Origin of the sequence: Aeromonas sp. R1-2, from assembly GCF_040908505.1 — a bacterium.
Taxonomy (GTDB): domain Bacteria; phylum Pseudomonadota; class Gammaproteobacteria; order Enterobacterales; family Aeromonadaceae; genus Aeromonas; species Aeromonas veronii.
In genome coordinates this window covers 86,654-104,085 of record NZ_JBFODU010000037.1, presented here as the reverse complement: position 1 = coordinate 104,085, position 17,432 = coordinate 86,654, and the positions used below count along the sequence as shown (strand labels likewise).

The 17,432-nt window shown below is 60.0% G+C and carries 17 protein-coding genes; 6 read left to right on the top strand and 11 right to left on the bottom strand.

Annotation, left to right across the window (positions count from 1 at the left end; genetic code table 11):
• Positions 1 to 394 precede the first annotated feature (394 nt).
• From AB5Y76_RS14680 to AB5Y76_RS14655, 6 genes are read right to left on the bottom strand one after another with little or no spacing between them, the layout of a single operon-like run.
• Entirely contained in the window at positions 395 to 1,573 is a 1,179-nt protein-coding gene (locus AB5Y76_RS14680; protein WP_263718294.1) for a hypothetical protein, read from the bottom strand.
• A gap of 2 nt (positions 1,574 to 1,575) precedes the next feature.
• Positions 1,576 to 2,238, bottom strand: a complete 663-nt coding sequence (locus AB5Y76_RS14675; protein ID WP_160882005.1) for an energy transducer TonB — start codon at positions 2,236 to 2,238, stop codon at positions 1,576 to 1,578.
• Positions 2,235 to 2,636 (bottom strand): biopolymer transporter ExbD, encoded by a 402-nt coding sequence (locus tag AB5Y76_RS14670; protein ID WP_005339369.1) that lies wholly within the window; start codon positions 2,634 to 2,636, stop codon positions 2,235 to 2,237. The genes AB5Y76_RS14675 and AB5Y76_RS14670 overlap by 4 nt, the downstream gene beginning before the upstream one ends.
• The gene (locus AB5Y76_RS14665; RefSeq protein WP_263718293.1) at positions 2,633 to 3,163 is read right to left on the bottom strand and encodes a MotA/TolQ/ExbB proton channel family protein; all 531 of its coding nucleotides are present in this window, start codon (positions 3,161 to 3,163) and stop codon (positions 2,633 to 2,635) included. The genes AB5Y76_RS14670 and AB5Y76_RS14665 overlap by 4 nt, the downstream gene beginning before the upstream one ends.
• Positions 3,160 to 4,464 carry a MotA/TolQ/ExbB proton channel family protein gene (locus AB5Y76_RS14660; RefSeq protein ID WP_263718292.1) on the bottom strand — a complete coding sequence of 435 codons (1,305 nt, stop codon included), beginning with the start codon at positions 4,462 to 4,464 and terminating at the stop codon, positions 3,160 to 3,162. Before AB5Y76_RS14660 ends, AB5Y76_RS14665 begins: the two co-directional genes overlap by 4 nt.
• Positions 4,461 to 5,222: a DUF3450 domain-containing protein gene (locus tag AB5Y76_RS14655; protein WP_263718291.1), complete on the bottom strand. Its 762-nt coding sequence runs from the start codon at positions 5,220 to 5,222 to the stop codon at positions 4,461 to 4,463. Before AB5Y76_RS14655 ends, AB5Y76_RS14660 begins: the two co-directional genes overlap by 4 nt.
• Before the next feature lie 210 nt (positions 5,223 to 5,432).
• Here AB5Y76_RS14655 and AB5Y76_RS14650 point away from each other — a divergent pair, with 210 nt between their 5' ends.
• Positions 5,433 to 6,209 (top strand): LuxR family transcriptional regulator, encoded by a 777-nt coding sequence (locus tag AB5Y76_RS14650; RefSeq protein ID WP_005339360.1) that lies wholly within the window; start codon positions 5,433 to 5,435, stop codon positions 6,207 to 6,209.
• Positions 6,210 to 6,268: 59 nt separating this feature from the next.
• Here the strand turns inward: AB5Y76_RS14650 and glmS are convergent, their stop codons facing one another.
• On the bottom strand, positions 6,269 to 8,101 hold the full coding sequence (glmS, locus tag AB5Y76_RS14645) for a glutamine--fructose-6-phosphate transaminase (isomerizing) (protein WP_005355853.1): 1,833 nt from the start codon (positions 8,099 to 8,101) through the stop codon (positions 6,269 to 6,271).
• Between the two features lie 56 nt (positions 8,102 to 8,157).
• On the bottom strand, positions 8,158 to 8,931 hold the full coding sequence (locus AB5Y76_RS14640; RefSeq protein WP_005339356.1) for a DeoR/GlpR family DNA-binding transcription regulator: 774 nt from the start codon (positions 8,929 to 8,931) through the stop codon (positions 8,158 to 8,160).
• A gap of 122 nt (positions 8,932 to 9,053) precedes the next feature.
• Here AB5Y76_RS14640 and blrA point away from each other — a divergent pair, with 122 nt between their 5' ends.
• From blrA to creD, 5 genes are all read left to right on the top strand, one after another.
• A complete protein-coding gene (gene blrA / locus AB5Y76_RS14635; RefSeq protein ID WP_263718289.1) occupies positions 9,054 to 9,728 on the top strand; it encodes a beta-lactam response regulator transcription factor BlrA in 675 nt (224 codons plus the stop codon).
• Positions 9,725 to 11,146: a beta-lactam sensor histidine kinase BlrB gene (blrB, locus tag AB5Y76_RS14630; RefSeq protein WP_263718288.1), complete on the top strand. Its 1,422-nt coding sequence runs from the start codon at positions 9,725 to 9,727 to the stop codon at positions 11,144 to 11,146. The genes blrA and blrB overlap by 4 nt, the downstream gene beginning before the upstream one ends.
• A gap of 80 nt (positions 11,147 to 11,226) precedes the next feature.
• Complete coding sequence (locus AB5Y76_RS14625; RefSeq protein WP_040068451.1) at positions 11,227 to 12,021, top strand: OXA-12 family class D beta-lactamase OXA-912; 795 nt, start codon at positions 11,227 to 11,229, stop codon at positions 12,019 to 12,021.
• Between the two features lie 84 nt (positions 12,022 to 12,105).
• Positions 12,106 to 12,585 (top strand): DUF1566 domain-containing protein, encoded by a 480-nt coding sequence (locus tag AB5Y76_RS14620; protein ID WP_263718287.1) that lies wholly within the window; start codon positions 12,106 to 12,108, stop codon positions 12,583 to 12,585.
• A gap of 117 nt (positions 12,586 to 12,702) precedes the next feature.
• The gene (gene creD, locus AB5Y76_RS14615; protein ID WP_263718286.1) at positions 12,703 to 14,079 is read left to right on the top strand and encodes a cell envelope integrity protein CreD; all 1,377 of its coding nucleotides are present in this window, start codon (positions 12,703 to 12,705) and stop codon (positions 14,077 to 14,079) included.
• A 52-nt stretch (positions 14,080 to 14,131) separates the two neighbouring features.
• On the opposite strand, the gene glmU is transcribed toward creD, so the two are convergent.
• The 3 genes from glmU to atpD form a co-directional block, all read right to left on the bottom strand.
• The gene (gene glmU / locus AB5Y76_RS14610) at positions 14,132 to 15,493 is read right to left on the bottom strand and encodes a bifunctional UDP-N-acetylglucosamine diphosphorylase/glucosamine-1-phosphate N-acetyltransferase GlmU (RefSeq protein ID WP_263718285.1); all 1,362 of its coding nucleotides are present in this window, start codon (positions 15,491 to 15,493) and stop codon (positions 14,132 to 14,134) included.
• Between the two features lie 95 nt (positions 15,494 to 15,588).
• The gene (locus AB5Y76_RS14605; RefSeq protein ID WP_005339345.1) at positions 15,589 to 16,017 is read right to left on the bottom strand and encodes a F0F1 ATP synthase subunit epsilon; all 429 of its coding nucleotides are present in this window, start codon (positions 16,015 to 16,017) and stop codon (positions 15,589 to 15,591) included.
• Positions 16,018 to 16,035: 18 nt separating this feature from the next.
• Positions 16,036 to 17,424 (bottom strand): F0F1 ATP synthase subunit beta, encoded by a 1,389-nt coding sequence (gene atpD / locus AB5Y76_RS14600; RefSeq protein WP_005339344.1) that lies wholly within the window; start codon positions 17,422 to 17,424, stop codon positions 16,036 to 16,038.
• Positions 17,425 to 17,432: the final 8 nt, after the last annotated feature.

The following is a 17,432-nucleotide window of genomic DNA, read 5'->3' as shown; positions in this document are numbered from 1 at the left end:
CAATGAATTGCTGAAATAAACTGTTCGACTTCTTATTGCTAAGAAATCGTCTTGGTCACTTCACCAGACATTGAAAATCAAAAATTGTTTTTGATATTCGATGCTGTGAGTGCCCACACAGATTGCTTGATTCAAATTGTTAAAGAGCGTCACGCTTGTCGCGTTGAGGAGGCGCATATTACGCTTCTCACTTCGAAAGTCAAGCGATTGTTTTCGCTTTTCTTTCGGCGCCCACCTCGCTAGGAAGCTGGCTCATCAGTTCGGCGTGTTCCGCCGTGCTGGTAGGGGCGCATTATAGGGAGCCGCGCCTGGATGACAAGGGCTTTTTGCAAAAATGCGTTCGTTTGCTGAAAAAGCGAACTGAACGCCCCAAAACAACCCCTTGGCATCTCTTTTACGCCGCTTTTTTGCTCAACTCTTCGCTTTGTGCCCGGATATAGTTGACCCAGCTGGTTGCCTTCTGCTGCCAGTTATCCTGCTGCTGCAGCTCTCGGGCCAGTTCCAGCGCCTGGGCATACTGCTCCTTATTAAGGTGTGCCTGCACCAGCAACGCTTTGGCGCGATTGCCTTGCTCGCCTTTTACCGACTTGATGACGGCGAGCTGGGTCATGGCAGCATCAGTCTTGCCCTGTTGCAGCAGCAGTTCGGCGGCGCGCATGGCGCCTTTGGGCTGACCGTGCTGGTTGGCGAGCAGCTGCCAGCTATCGACCGCTTGTGACCACTCCCGGGCACCTTCCCACAATTGGGCAAGCAGTTGGCGGTTTTCAGCACTTTGCTTCATCTGTCCCTTGGCCATGGCCGCTTCCAGCAGACGGGCACCACGATAAGGCAGCCCTTGCCAGGCATAGAGACGGATCAGCTGATTGCGGGCTGACGCGTCATCCATCAGTTTTCTGTCGATAGCTGTTTGCAACAGAGCCAACGCCTGATCGCCACGTTTGGCGGAGAGGTTGAGCGATACCGCCTGTTGCCACCATTTGCTCTCTTTGGGTTCGTGGCTGATCAACTCGGCCGCCTGATCGGCAGCCACGCCATAACGTTGCTGAGCGGTGAGGGCGGAGAGACGAATGATGGCGGCCTGCTTCTGCCAACCCTTCTTCAACAACTGTTCGCTCTGGCTGGCAGCGTCACCGTACTGTTTGTTGTGGTAATAGAGGCCGGCCAGACGCAGGCGCAGCCCATCGTCTTGTTTGAGTGCCAGTGCCGCCTTGTAGCTGGCGATGGCGCCAGACCAGTTGGATTGCTGGGCCTGAATATCGCCGCGCAGTCGCAACAGCTGGAGCTGTTGCTGCTCGGGCCACTCTTTATAGGCAAGAGCCTGTTCGACATAACGGCTCGCCTGGGCGGTCTGTTGCAGATTGGCCGCCAGCGAGGCTTGCAGCTGCGCCAGCCAGGCACGCTCGGCATCGCTATTTGGCTTGAGGCCGGACGCCTTGCTCTGGGCTTGTTGCCACTGACCGGACTGATAGAGCTTCATCACGGGTTCAAGCTGACGGGAGAAGTGAGGGCTGACCTCCATCGCCAGACAGGCTTGGCCGACCAGGGCCAGCAGACAGATCCAGATCCGCAACATAGTTATGACTCCAGTTTGAATTTGAGCGTGATGACTTGCACCAGCTTGTCGGTAGCGCCCGGTCTCGGTTGATAGCGCCACTTGTTGATCGCCTGAATGGCCGCCCGCTCGAACTGACGCTTGGGCTTGGCCTCGACCACTTCCACATCCTGCACGCCACCTTCGGCATTCACGCTAAAGCGCAGGGTGACGAATCCTTCGATCCCTGACTGCTGGGCACGATAGGGGTAGACCGGCTCGATCCGTTGCAGCGGCATCAGCATGTCACCTGCGCCGATACCCACTCCCTGCTGCTGGCCGTGGTAGTTGCCACTCAATACCGGTGCGGTACTGGTCGCCACTCCGGGGGCATAGACCTGCACCGCGCTGAGGCTGGAAACCAGATCCAGACTCGGCTCAACGGCCGCCAAGGGGGCCGCGGCAGGCATCGGCAGCGGTGTCGAGGCCAATGCGGCAGGAGGCTCTGGCAGAGGTTCAGGCTCCTGCGGAACCGGACGCTCGCGCACCTGCACCTCGGTCACCTCGTTCTGCATATTGATGACGATGGGCTTCTGCTCGCTCGCCACCTTTTCGCCCCGGGGCGGTTCAACCAGCGTGGCCATGAACAGCAGGATACCCAGACTGAGGGCGATCCCCAGCCCCAGGCTCATCAGCTTGTATTTCATTTCGGTGCCACCGCCACGGCGATATTGGCGATACCCGCCGCCTTGGCCTCATCCATCACCCGCACCACCTTGCCGTGGGGCACCCGCTCGTCGGCCTGGATCACCAGACTGGCATCTGGCTGCTCCGCCAGCAGACGGGCGATGGTGGCCTGCACCCGCTCCACATCGATCTGCTTGCGGTCGAGGAAGATCTGACCCTGAGCCCCGATCGCCAGCATGATGCTGGAAGATTTCTGCGCCTTGGCCTGACTGGCCTGAGGTCTGTGTACCTCGAGCCCGGCTTCGCGCACGAAGGAGGTGGTGACAATAAAGAAGATCAGCATGATGAACACGATATCCAGCATGGGGGTCATGTCGATCTGCACTTCGTCACGCTGGCGTTTGGATTGCCGTCTCATTGCATTACCTTCTCTTCTCGCAGGCCGTCCCGGGTCTTGGCCAGCGCACGCTTGGCCTGACTCTCGAGCCGACTGAGTAACAACACGCCGGAGAGCGCCACCACCATGCCCGCCATGGTGGGGATAGTGGCGCGGGAGATCCCGCCTGCCATGCTCTCCGGGTTAAAGCGGTTGGCCGCAGCCAACGCATCGAATACGCCGATCATGCCGGTCACTGTGCCCAGCAACCCCAGCATGGGACAGAGCACCACCAGGGTGCGGATGAAGATCAGATGACGGTTCAGTTCCAGCTCTGCCTGCGCCAGCCAGCGGCTGCGGATCGCCCGGGCGTGCCAGCTGTGGCGCTCGCTGCGGGCTTGCCAGCGGCCGAGCAGCTGTTGCTGCAGCGGGCCGAAACCCAGATTGAGGTAGAGCAGCCGCTCGATCATCAAAATCCATATCAGCACCAGCAGGGCCAGAATGACCCAGAGCACAGGGCCGCCACGGCCCATGAAACTCTGCAGCTGTTGCCAGATGTCGAGCATCATGCTGCTCGCTCCATCCCGCCGTTATTGCGCTCGGCGCGCTCGGCCAGAATGCCGGCTACCTGCTGCTCCAGTACATTGGAGAGCTCGGTGAAGCGCGATTGCAGCAGGCTGTGGGCCAGGATCAGCGGAATGGCCGCAACCAGACCCTGTACCGTGGTGACCAGCGCCATGGAGATGCCGCCCGCCATGATCTTGGGATCGCCGGTGCCAAACTGGGTGATGGCCTGGAAGGTGCCGATCATCCCGGTCACGGTACCGAGCAGACCCAGCATGGGGGCGATGGCCGCGATCACCTTGACCATGCCGATGCCGCGCTCCATACGAGGAGTCTCCTGCAGGATTGCCTCATCAAGACGCAGCTCGAGGGTCTCCATGCTCAGCTCGGGGTGTTTGTCTGCCACCGTCAGCACCCGGCCGAGGGCGTTGTCGGCATGGTACTCGCCGCTCTTGAGCTGGCGGCGCACCCGACCCAGTTCGCGGGAGAGGCTCCACAGCCGTACCGCAGCGATACCCAAACCGATGGCGGCCAACAGCACGATAATGGCGCCGACCTGACCACCTTGTTGTACCTGCTGCCAGAAGGTGGGTGCCTGTGCCAGCATCGCCAGCAGAGTGCCATGCGAAGGATCCAGCGGCAGCGCTTCCCCTTCCTGACCCTGATAAGCCGCAACGGCAGAGAGCACGCTACCGGGCAGACCCAGTACCGGGCTCAAGCCTTCGGCGGTCGGTTGCAGGAAGCCTTCGCTCCCCAGCAGGGCAAAACTGCCAACCCGGGTCAGCGACTGCTCGCTGGCAGCCCCCTGGGCATCGAGCACCTTGCCGTTGAACTGGGCAATCCGGCCAGATTCGCGGATCTCCTGCAGCAGCGTGGCGGGCAGCAGGGCGAGGGCGGCGCGATCCGGCACCTGTTTATCCTGTGCCATGGCTTTCAGCGGGGCGAGACGCTCCGGGTACTGGCCCTCGACGGCGGATTCGCTCAGCAGCTTGACCGCATCGCTGGCGCCCTGACGGGTGACCGCGAAGATCTCGTTCATGTCGCCGGAGGCTTGCTCCCACTGGGCGTTGAGCTCGACCAGTTGCTTCTCGTTGCTGGCGAACTTGCCAGCCAGCTCCTTGCTCAGGCGCTGGGCCTCGGCCAGTCTGGCGCGGGCAGTGCCGAGCTCCCTGGCAACGGTCGTCAGATCTTGCTGAGCCTGCTGTTCACGAGCCTGTTCCTGCTGCTGCCACTCATCGGCAACAGCGGCGTTAGTACCGCAGGAGAGGGCAATAAGGAGGGGGAACCACTTCATGGTGACTCTCATGATTGGGCCTCCTGACTGCGGCTGACAGAGAGGGGGACATTGAGCAACTGGGGAACTTTCTTGTCGGCGGCCACATCCATCGCCTCGGCTATGGGGGAGAGCCACTGGCTGTCGAGGGCTTGCCACTGCTTAGCCTCGGCAGACCAGCGCCATGCCTGACTGCGATCGGCCGTCATTGCCAGCAGGGAGACCCGACCCAGCGCCAGCACATCGACCCGACGCGGAGCACCATCCAGCTCCAGCTCGGCGGAATAGCTGTCCATCCTGCTGCCGTACTCGGCTTCGATCTGATAGGCCTGCAGCAGCTGACGGAATTTCTCTGCCTCGCTAACGTCTGCGCGGGCCAGGGTCGCTTTCAACTGTTCAACCCGCGCCAGCCGATCTTCCTTGCGCAGCGGGATGTCGTTTTGCACCAGCTGTTCCAGATCTGCCTGCATCTGCAACATCAGCGGAATCAAGCCCTGACGGGTCTCTTGCACCGCTTCCAGATGCTGGCTCAATTTACCCAGCTCATTTTGCTGATCGGCCACCAGAGATTGCATGTAGCGGTTGTAGGCTTCGAGGTCACGCAGTTGCAGCTGGGCGTTTTGCAGCTCCAGTCGTGCGGCAACGGCGGCATCGGCGGCTTTTTCCACCCGCTGCTGGGAGGCTTTCCCGGCAGCTATGCTGTTCTTGAGGGCGGGAGCAACCAGCTCATCCCCGATGGCAGCAAAGTGGACTGACAGTGGCAGCAGGGCCACACCCCATAATTTGTTCATTGAAATACATCTTACTAATGATAACTATTATCATTATCTCAAATGCAGGGCGGACTGGCAACGAGAGGATTTTCTTGGCCTTTATGCACAAAAACAGGATAATTTTTAAGCACGCACGGAATAAGTGGCGCCAATAGCCACCGCACAAATATAAATAACGAGAAAAAATCTTTTCGATCAGTGTGATAGAGATCGAAAAAGGAGAAAGTAATGCTCAACGATGCGATCTGGGAACATATCGACAAGTTCACCAAGGCAACAAAAACCAGTGATATCCAGCAACTGCTGGAGCGCTTCAGTCATCAAATGGGCTTTGATTACTTTCGGCTGCTGATTATTTTCCCCATCAGCATGCAAAAATCCCACGTGGCACTGTTCAACAACTGTCCGACCACCTGGTTTGACGCCTATAGCGAAAACCAGTATCTGACCCAGGATCCGGTGGTCTATCTGGGGCTGAAACAGACCCAGCCGATCTTCTGGAACAAGCTCGACTGCGACTCGCCCTGGCTGCCCAGCGCCAGCCGCGACGTGATGAACCTGGCCGCCGATTTCGGGGTACGCAATGGCGTCTCCTTTCCGCTGCACACCCCGCAGGGGGAGCACGGCATCCTCTCTTTCATCACCAAGGACAAATCCAACTCCGACCTGATGTTTGAAAATGTCCCGCTGCTGTCGTTCTGCGCCAGCTACATCTTTAACTCTGCACTGCAACTGATCAAAAGCAGACCGGATATGATGAAATACCTGACCGAACTGTCGGATCGGGAGAAGGAGTGCCTGTTCTGGGCCAGCGAGGGCAAGACCTCCTGGGAGATCGCCACCATCCTCGGCATCAGTGAGCGGACGGTCAACTTTCACCTGACCCAGGTGACCAACAAGACCGACTCAAAGAACCGCAGTCAGGCCATCGCCAAAGGGATCACCAGCGGCATCATAGTGCCCTCCCTCGACGAGGTCACCATCACCAACCTGCGGCTGTCGTAACCCCTCAGCCGAAACAAAAAGAGCCGCAATTGCGGCTCTTTTTCATTTGAGAGAGTGACTTACTCGACGGTCACCGATTTTGCCAGGTTGCGCGGCTGGTCCACGTCAGTGCCCTTGATCAGGGCAACGTGGTAGGAGAGCAGCTGCAGCGGCACGGTATAGACGATGGGGGCGATCACCTCTTCCACGTGGTTGAGGTTCATGACCCGCATGGTCTCGTCGCTCTTGAAGCCGGTGTCGGCATCGGCGAACACGTAGAGGATACCGCCACGGGCGCGCACCTCTTCCACGTTGGACTTGAGCTTCTCCAGCAGATCGTTGTTCGGCGCCACCACAATGATGGGCATTTCGGCATCGATCAGCGCCAGCGGGCCATGCTTCAGCTCGCCAGCGGCATAGGCTTCGGCGTGGATGTAGGAGATCTCTTTGAGCTTGAGCGCCCCCTCCATGGCGATGGGGTACTGGCTACCACGGCCGAGGAACAGACTGTGCTGCTTGTCGGCAAACTCTTCGGCCAGGGTTTCGATATCCTTGGCCAGCGCCAGGCTCTCTTTAATACGCAGCGGCAGGGCTTGCAGCGCCTTGACCAGTTCGGCCTCGGCGGCGGCGCTCAGGTGGCCACGGCAGTGACCGACCGAGGCCACCAGCATCAGCAGGCCAGCCAGCTGGGTGGTGAATGCCTTGGTGGAGGCCACACCAATTTCTGCCCCCGCGCGAGTCATAAAGGCCAGATCCGATTCACGCACCAGCGAGGAGCCCGGCACGTTGCAGATAGCCAGCGAGCTCATGTAGCCGGATTCCTTGGCCAGACGCAGCGCCGCCAGGGTATCGGCGGTCTCGCCACTCTGGGAGAGTGTCACCAGCAGGCTGTTGGGGCGCACTACCGATTTGCGATAGCGGAACTCGGAGGCGATCTCTACATCGCAGGAGACGCCAGCGATCTCTTCGAACCAGTAGCGAGCCACCATGCCGGAGTGATAGGAGGTGCCACAGGCGACGATCTGCACGTGCTCGACCTTGTCAAAGATGGCGCGTGCACCGTTGCCGAAGGATTCGACCACCACGTGATCGCTGCCCAGACGCCCTTCCAGGGTGTTGGTGATCGCTTTGGGCTGCTCGTGGATCTCCTTGAGCATGTAGTGACGGTATTCACCCTTGTCACCGGCATCGTGGGAGAGTTCGGACTCCTGCTCTTCGCGCACCACGGCGTTGCCGTTGGTATCAAAGATATGCACATCGCGACGGGTCACTTCGGCCACATCACCCTCTTCCAGGAAGATGAAGCGACGGGTCACCGGCAGCAGCGCCATCTGGTCGGAGGCAATAAAGTTCTCGCCGATACCGCGGCCGATCACCAGCGGTGAACCGGAACGGGCAACCACTACGCGGCTGTCGTCGCGGCTGTCCATCACCACGGTACCGTAGGCACCGCGCAGCTGCTTCACCGCAGTCTGCATGGCGGCCAGCAGGCTACCGGCGCTCTTCAGCTCGTGATGGACCAGATGGGCAATCACCTCGGTATCAGTGTCGGAGCTGAACACATAACCCAGCGCCTTCAACTCTTCCCGCAGCTCTTCGTGGTTCTCGATGATGCCGTTGTGTACCACCACGATATGCTCGGAGACGTGGGGGTGAGCGTTGCGCTCGGAGGGCTCGCCGTGAGTGGCCCAGCGGGTATGGGCGATGCCGGTACCACCGTGAACGGACTGCTCGTCGAGCGCCTTGGCCAGCTCGGCCACCTTGCCCAGACGGCGAACCCGCTGCAACGGCTGGTTGGCGCTGAACACGGCCACACCGGCGGAGTCATAACCGCGGTACTCCAGACGGCGCAGGCCCTCTACCAGAATTTCAGCCACATCACGTTGGGCGACAGCCCCGACGATGCCACACATACACTTCTCCTTGAGATGCAAATCGTAAAGTCAGTTGGATGGTTCAGAGCTCGATGTCAGCAAGTGACCGGGGCGCAGATAAGCGTCACCCCCTGGGCTTGAATCTGTTCTCTGGCCTCGCTGGCCAGCCCCTCGTCGGTCACCAGGGTATGGATGCTCGACCAGGGCAGTTCGAGATTGGGGATCTTGCGGCCGATCTTTTCCGATTCGACCATCACAATGACCTCCCGCGACACCTCTGCCATCACCCGCGACAGGCCCACCAGCTCGTTGAAGGTGGTGGTGCCACGCTCCGGGTCGATGCCGTCGGCACCGATAAAGAGCTGGTCAAAGTCGTAGGAGCGCAGCACCTGTTCCGCCACCTGCCCCTGGAAGGATTCGGAGTGAGGGTCCCAAGTGCCACCGGTCATTAACAGGGTAGGCTCATTTTCCAGCTCGCGCAGGGCTCCGGCCACATTGAGGGAGTTGGTCATCACGATGAGGCCGCGCTTGTTGCCCAGCATGGGGATCATGGCGCTGGTGGTGCTGCCGCTGTCGATGATGACGCGGTTGTGATCACGCAGCCGCTCGGCCGCCGCACGGGCAATGGCTAACTTTCGGTTCGAAACTTGTTCAGGATTGGCCTCGACCACCATCTCGCTCGGCAAGGGGACGGCGCCACCGTAACGACGCAGCAGCAGACCGCCGGTCTCCAGTACCGCCAGATCTTTACGGATGGTCACTTCGGAGGTAGAAAAGTGTTTGGCGAGGGCGTCGACACTCACTTCACCCTGCTCTTGTACCAGGGTCACTATGGTGTGTCGGCGTTGTTGAGTATTACGTTTGGTCATTTTTAAGTTTCGATTCGAAAGAACATCGAAATATTAGCCCCTTTTTTGGAAAAATAAAACAGCAAATAGGATCCGATTTGGTTCGATGCCAGAATGGGGTGCCAATTTGCGACGAGGATGCCATGCAAAAGAGAGTCATCTGGCTGGTGGAGGATGAGGCCAGCATCGCCGACACCCTGATTTACGCCCTGCAGACCGACGGGTTCGAGGTGGAGTGGTTCATGCTGGGCCAACAGTTGCTGACACGACTGGAACAGACGCGACCCGACTTCCTGATCCTCGATGTGGGGCTACCCGACATCAGCGGCTTCGAACTCTGCAAGCAGGTGAGGGCGCTGACCAATATTCCCCTGATGTTCCTCACCGCCCGCAGCGAGGAGATAGACCGACTGATCGGGCTGGAGATAGGTGCCGACGACTATGTGGCCAAACCCTTCTCGCCACGGGAAGTGTGTGCCCGGGTGCGGGTCATCCTACGCCGCAGCCAGCCCGTCGCCCCCCAGCCCAGCGCCCTGCTGGTGCTGGATGAGGAACGGGCCCGCATCCATTTTCGCGGCCAACCGCTGGCCCTCACCCGCTACGAATATCTGCTGCTCAAGACCTTGATGCAGGCGCCGGGCCGGGTCTACTCCCGCCAGCAGCTGATGGATCTGGTGTGGCAGGATGCGGAGGAGAGTCTGGATCGCACCGTCGATACCCACATCAAGACCATCCGCGCCAAGCTGCGCGAACATGATCCCGAGGCCAACCTGATCCTCACCCACCGCGGGCTGGGCTACAGCCTGGAGCTGGCATGAGACTCGGGTTGCAACTGCTGTGCGGCCTGCTGCTGATCTTCGCGCTGGCCGCCTGGTTCGTGCTGGAGATCTTCGTCGAGGAGATAAAACCCGGGGTGCGCAGCGCCACCGAGGATACTCTGGTCGACATGACCCAGCTGCTGGCGCCGCTCGCCCTCGATGATCTGCAAGAGGGCAATATGATGAACGGGCGGTTGGCCAGCGCCTTCGCCCGCCTCAACCAGAATCCCATCAATGCGATGATCGATGGCCACCTCAAGCAGCAGGCGGAGTACCGCATCTATGTCACTGACCAGAATGGTATGGTGATTTACGACTCCGACGGCACGGATCTGGGCAAGGATTATTCCCGCTGGAACGATGTCTACCGCACCCTGCGCGGCCAATATGGCGCCCGCAGCACCCGCACCGATCCCGACGATGCCGCCAGCTCGACCATGTATGTGGCGGCGCCGCTGCGGGAGGGGGCAGAGATCATCGGCTCCCTCACCGTCGCCAAGCCCAACCGCACCCTGATGCCTGCCATCGAGCGGGGGGAACAGGAGCTGCTGCGGGCCGGCGGCCAGATGCTGCTCATCTCGCTGCTGATCGGCAGCCTGCTGGTGTGGTGGCTCAACCGCGCCATCGGCAAGCTGGTGCACTACGCCGACTCGGTCAGCAAGGGGGAGGCGGCACCGCTGCCGCAGTTGCACACCGTCGAGCTGGATCGGCTCGGCCGCTCGCTGGAGACCATGCGCCACCAGCTCGATGGCAAAAGCTACATAGAAGCCTATGTGCACAGCCTGACCCACGAGCTGAAGAGCCCTCTGGCCGCCATTCGCGGGGCAGGGGAGATTTTGGCCGAAACGCCGCCCCCCGAAGTTGCCAAACGGTTTATCGGCAACATCAATCTGGAAACCGCCCGCATGCAGCAGCTGATCGAGAGAATGCTGCAACTGGCGCGGCTGGAGTCGGGGCAGGGGCTGGATCGCCAGTCGGTGGAACCGGCAAAACTGGGCAAGCGCACCCTCGATGCTCGCCAGATCATTGCCCAGCGCCGTCAGGTGGCGCTGGTAGCCGAGCTGGCCAGCGCGCCGAAACAGAAGTGGGATCCGCTGCTGGTAGAGCAGGCCATCGGCAACCTGCTGGATAACGCTATCGACTTCTCTCCCGCCAACGGGCAGGTCACCCTGAGCGGCAGCCAGCAGGAGGAGGGCTACTGTTTTCGGGTTACCGACTGCGGCCCCGGCATTCCCGACTACGCATTGCCGCGCATCTTCGAGCGCTTCTACTCCCTGCCACGACCGGACAAGGGCAAGAGCAGTGGTCTGGGGCTCAGCTTCACCCATGAGGTAGCCCACCAGCATGGCGGCCGTCTGACCCTGAGCAACCGGCCGGAAGGAGGCGCGCTGGCGGAACTCTGGCTGCCATTCGCCTAGTCACCCCGCAACTTCACATTCCCCACACAAAGCGGCATTAGACTGCCGCTTTCTCTCATCCATTTGCTCAAGGAAATGCTATGTCCCGCCTGCTTCTCTCCAGCCTGCTGGCTGCCGGTCTGCTCGCAGCCCTGCCTGCCTCCGCCGCCAGCGGCTGCTTTCTCTATGCTGACGGCAACGGCCAGACACTCTCCAGCGAAGGGGACTGCTCCAGCCAGCTACCGCCCGCGTCCACCTTCAAGATCCCGCTGGCGCTGATGGGTTACGACAGTGGCTATCTGGTGGATGAAGAGCATCCGGCACTGCCTTACAAACCGAGCTATGACGGCTGGCTGCCCGCCTGGCGTGAAACCACCACCCCGCGCCGCTGGGAAACCTACTCGGTGGTCTGGTTCTCCCAGCAGATCACCGAATGGCTGGGGATGGAGCGCTTCCAGCAATATGTCGACCGCTTCGACTACGGCAACCGGGATCTCTCCGGCAATCCGGGCAAACATGACGGCCTGACCCAGGCCTGGCTCAGCTCCAGCCTCGCCATCAGTCCGGAGGAGCAGGCCCGCTTCCTCGGCAAGATGCTCAGCGGCAAGCTGCCGGTTTCGGCGCAGACCCTGCAGTACACCGCCAATATCCTCAAGGTGAGCGAGATCGACGGCTGGCAGATCCACGGCAAAACCGGCATGGGCTACCCGAAGAAGCTGGATGGCAGCCTCAACCGCGATCAGCAGATTGGCTGGTTCGTCGGCTGGGCCAGCAAACCGGGCAAACAGCTGATCTTCGTCCATACCGTGGTGCAAAAGCCCGGCAAGCAGTTCGCCTCCCTCAAGGCGAAAGAAGAGGTGCTGGCTGCCCTGCCTGCACAACTTAAAAAGCAGTGAGCTCGCTTCCCGCCAGATAACCCCCCGATAACCACGGTCAGCCCACCAGCGACGGGCTGACCGCCATTCGTAAACGAGACAAACATGAAATTATTTCTATTGCTGCTCTGGCTTCCGGCCAGCATGGCGCTGGCTGCCTGTGATCTCTCCGACCACCTGACGCGGCAGGGAGAAGTCATCCATGATCGGCTCAACCAGCTAGAATGGCAGGCGTGCAGCCTCGGCAGCCAGTGGCTGGAGGGGAAAGGGTGCGTGGGCACACCGGCCCTGCTGACGCTGCTTGAAGCCAAAGATGAAGCAGCCCGCCTTGGCGAGGGGTGGCGACTCCCCACCATCGAGGAGCTCTTCACCCTGCTCGACGAAAATTGCCGGATGCCGATGACAGACCCGCGTTTCTTCTCCGATATCCATGACAACGGGGAAAATTCAGCCCCCTACTGGACCTCCAGCTCCATTGAGGAGATGCCGGAACTGGTCTACTACATCGACTTTATGCACGGGCTGATCGACGGCCACACCGATCGTTTCGCACAAGCCGCTCGGTTGGTGCGCTCCCGCCCCTGAACAATCCCGCGGCACCTGATGGCGCCGTTTTTCAACAGTTCACCGCCACTTCACACAAGCCCATCACCACTTCACGCCGGACTGACAGACTCACTCCATCAAACAAGGAGACGTGTCATGGTCAAACAGATATTCACCCACAAGATCTTTCTGCTGCTGTTGCTCAGCCTGCTGTTGATGGTGCCGGTGCAATCCATCATGGAGCTGAACCGGGAGCGTCAGGCTTACCGCAGTCAGGCCATTCACAGCATCATGGCCAGCAGCAGCGGCCCGCAACGGCTGATGGGGCCCATTATCGTACAGCCCTATACCCGTTCGGTGACGGTCGAGCAGGAGGGCAAGCGCTTCGTCCGTCAGGAGCAGATCTACCGCTACCTGCTGCCGGAGCAACTGGATATCAGGGCCAACATGGAGGTGACCCCGCGCAAGCTGGGCATCTATCAGGCGCAGGTCTATCAGACCCGCCTCTCCCTCTCGGGCCGCCTGCCCATCCGGCAGAGTTTGCTGAATGACGCGACCTCACCGCTCGGTGAAACGGCCGAGCTGGTGGCGGGCAAACCCTACCTGAGCCTGGTGCTCTCCGATGCCCGCGGTATCAACAGCGTCCCCGAACTGCAGCTCGGCACACAGCGGATCCCGTTTGCCCCCGGCGCCCGCCTCGGTGATGCGCTGGCGGGTATCCATGCCCCGCTCGACAGCCTGCCGCAACAGGATGGCACCTTCCATCTGGAGCTCAATCTACAGGGGATGAACGCCCTCGACATAGTACCGCTGGGCAAGGAGAGCACCCTGCAGCTGGCGGGCAACTGGCCCCACCCCAACTTTATCGGTGACTTTCTGCCGGGCAGTCGCACCCTGAGCCCACAAGGGTTTGAGGCCAACTGGCAAACCAGCTGGTTCGCCAGCGACATGGAGACCCGCTTCAACCGGATGATGAACGGGAGCGATAGCAATCTCTCCACCTTCAGCGTCAGTCTGGTGCAGCCGGTGGATCACTATCAGCTCAACGAGCGGGCGGCCAAATATGCCCTGCTGTTTATCGGCCTCACCTTTATCAGCTTCTTTATGTTCGAGCTGCTCAAGGGGCTGAGGGTCCACCCGATCCAGTACGCGCTGGTGGGCATGGGGCTGGCTATCTTCTATCTGGTGCTGCTGGCACTGACCGAGCACCTCGGCTTTGGTTGGGCCTATCTGGTGGCCGCGCTGGCCAGCGTGCTGCTCAACGGCTTCTATCTCAGCCACGTACTGGGCGGCCCGAAACAGGGGATCGGCTTTGCTACGCTGCTCGGGCTGGTCTATGCCATCCTCTACAGCCTGCTGCAGGCCGAAGAGATTGCTCTGCTGCTCGGCGCCCTGCTCTTGTTCGCCACCCTAGCGCTGATCATGCTGCTGACCCGCAAGCTCGACTGGTATCAGGTGATGGATTACAGCACACCCGCCACCACATGGACGGCCCCCCAGCCATCGACCAGTGACCCCAGCCATCAGTCATAAGCCAAAAAAAACCGGCGCCATCAGGCGCCGGTTCTATTTTATTGATCGGGCATCACTTCTTCTTGACCGGGCGAGCCCAGTTTTTGATGTGACGCTGGGGCACCCGGGTGATCACCAGCTCGTTCTCAGCCACATCCTTGGTGATGGTAGAACCCGCCCCCAAGGTCGCACCCTTGCCGATGCGCACTGGCGCCACCAGCTGGGTATCAGAACCGACGAACACGTCATCCTCGATGATGGTCTGGAACTTGTTCACGCCGTCGTAATTGCAGGTGATGGTACCGGCACCGATATTCACTTTGGCACCCACCTCGGCATCCCCCAGATAGGTGAGGTGGCCACACTTGGAACCAACCCCCAGACGAGCCTTCTTCATCTCGACGAAGTTGCCGACGTGGGCATCCTGCTCCAGCACGGCCCCCGGGCGCAGACGGGCAAATGGGCCGACCGAGCACTGATCCGCCACCTGAGCCCCTTCAACGATGGAGTAGGGCTTCACTTCGGTGTGATCGCCAATGACACAATCCTTCAGCACGGCACCGGCACCGATACGGACGTGGTTGCCGAGAGTTACCTTGCCTTCGATGATGACGTTGACGTCGATCACCACCTCTTCACCGATCTCGAGGGTTCCGCGCAGATCAAAGCGGGCCGGGTCAATCAGGGTGGCACCGGCGATCATCAGCTTCTCGGCCTGCATCTGCTGATAGCTGCGCTCAAGTTGGGCCAATTGCACCCGATTGTTGGCCCCTTCAACTTCAGCGGCACGCTCTGGATGCACGGCGGCAATCGGGCAATTATCGCCGTGCGCCATTGCGATCACATCGGTCAGATAGAACTCGCCCTGGGCATTTTTGTTGTCGAGACGAGACAACCATTGATGCAACTGGCCCCCATTGGCCACCAGCACGCCTGTGTTCACCTCACGAATGGCCAGCTGTTCGGCATTGGCATCCTTCTGCTCGACGATGCCGACTACCTGACCATTTTCACGGACGATACGGCCATAGCCGGTCGGGTTGTCGAGCACTACAGTCAGCAGTGCCATCCCGTTTTCAGCCTTGGCAGCCAGCAGTCGCTGCAGGGTCTCTGGCTGGATCAGCGGGGTATCGCCGTACAGCACCAGCACATCGTCTTCATCATTCCAGAACGGGATGGCCTGGGCGACGGCATGACCGGTCCCCAGCTGCTGCGCCTGCAGCACCCAGTTCACGTCGGCCGCCACGATCCGCTCTTTCAGCAGCTCGGCACCGTGGCCATAGACCAGATGCAGCTGCTCGGCGCCGACCTGACGGGCGGTATCGATCACGTGGGAAACCATGGGTTTGTTGGCTACCGGGTGCAGTACCTTGGGCAGAACGGAACGCATGCGGGTACCTTTACCCGCCGCCAGGATCACGACGTTGAGAGACATGACTTCGACCTTGAACTTGTGTGGAAATACCCGGCGGAGTCTATCCAACGGGTAAAAAAAAAGCGACCCGAAGGTCGCTTTTTACATCACCGTTATTAGCGGTAATTCTTTTTGACGATATCGATGACTCGCAGTTGAGCCATCGCCTTGGCCAGCTCGGTGGCGGCCTGGGCGTAGTCGATATCACCATGGGAGCTGTGGATCCGCTCTTCGGCTGCGCGCTTGGCTTCCTGGGCTTTCGCCTCATCCAAGTCGTCAGCACGAATCGCGGTGTCCGCCAGCACGGTCACGGATTCAGGTTGTACTTCCAGCATACCGCCGGAGATGTACAGCACCTCTTCAGTTCCGTTCTGCTTCACCAAGCGGACCAGGCCCGGCTTGATGGCAGTCAGCAACGGAGCATGACCGTGGCGGAGACCCAACTCACCTTCGGAGCCTGATACCTGAGCGGATTGCACGCGACCGGAAAACAGTTTTCCTTCGGCGCTCACCACGTCCAGGTGAAAGGAGATCATCTCTGCCATGGGCCCTCCTGTCGAGGCTTACAGTTTCTTGGATTTCTCGACGACTTCGTCGATACCGCCAACCATGTAGAACGCCTGCTCGGGCAGATCGTCATACTCGCCTTTCAGGATGCCCTGGAAACCACGGATGGTCTCTTTCAGCGGCACGTATTTACCCGGAGAACCGGTAAACACTTCTGCTACGAAGAACGGCTGGGACAGGAAACGCTCGATCTTACGGGCACGGGCTACGGTCAGTTTGTCTTCTTCTGACAGTTCATCCATACCCAGGATGGCGATGATGTCCTTCAGCTCTTTGTAGCGCTGCAGTACGGTCTGAACGCCACGAGCGGTCTCGTAGTGCTCTTTGCCAACGACCAGCGGATCCAGCTGACGAGAGGTAGAGTCCAGCGGGTCAACGGCCGGGTAGATACCTAGTGCCGCGATTTGACGGGACAGTACGACGGTCGCATCCAGGTGGGCGAAGGTGGTCGCCGGAGACGGGTCAGTCAAGTCATCCGCAGGCACGTAAACGGCCTGTACGGAGGTGATGGAACCGGTCTTGGTGGAGGTGATACGTTCTTGCAGAACACCCATCTCCTCAGCTAGGGTCGGCTGGTAACCTACTGCAGAAGGCATACGGCCCAGCAGTGCGGATACTTCAGTACCGGCCAGGGTGTAACGGTAGATGTTGTCCACGAAGAACAGCACGTCACGACCCTCGTCACGGAACTTCTCGGCCATGGTCAGGCCGGTCAGCGCAACGCGCAGACGGTTTCCGGGCGGCTCGTTCATCTGACCGTAAACCAGAGATACTTTGTCCAGTACGTTAGACTCCATCATCTCGTGGTAGAAGTCGTTACCCTCACGGGTACGCTCACCTACACCGGCGAACACAGAGTAACCACTGTGCTCGATCGCGATGTTACGGATCAGCTCCATCATGTTTACGGTTTTGCCTACACCGGCACCACCGAACAGACCAACCTTACCACCCTTGGCGAACGGGCATACCAAGTCGATAACCTTGATGCCGGTCTCCAGCAGATCGTTGCTGTTGGACTGATCTTCGTAGCTGGGGGCAGCGCGGTGGATAGACCAGCACTCTTCTTCACCGATCGGACCTTTTTCGTCGATTGGCTCGCCCAGTACGTTCATGATCCGACCCAGAGTCGCAGTACCGACCGGAACCTGGATGGATTTACCGCTATTCACTACTTCCAACCCACGACGCAGACCGTCGGAGGAGCCCATGGTGATGCAACGAACGACGCCGCCACCGATCTGTTGCTGAACTTCCAGCACCAGACCCTGGCCTTGACCTTCGCTAACGACCTTCAGTGCATCGTACACCTGGGGCACGGCATTCTGCGGGAACTCGATGTCCACCACAGCGCCGATGATTTGGACGATGAAACCGTTACTCATGTCAAATC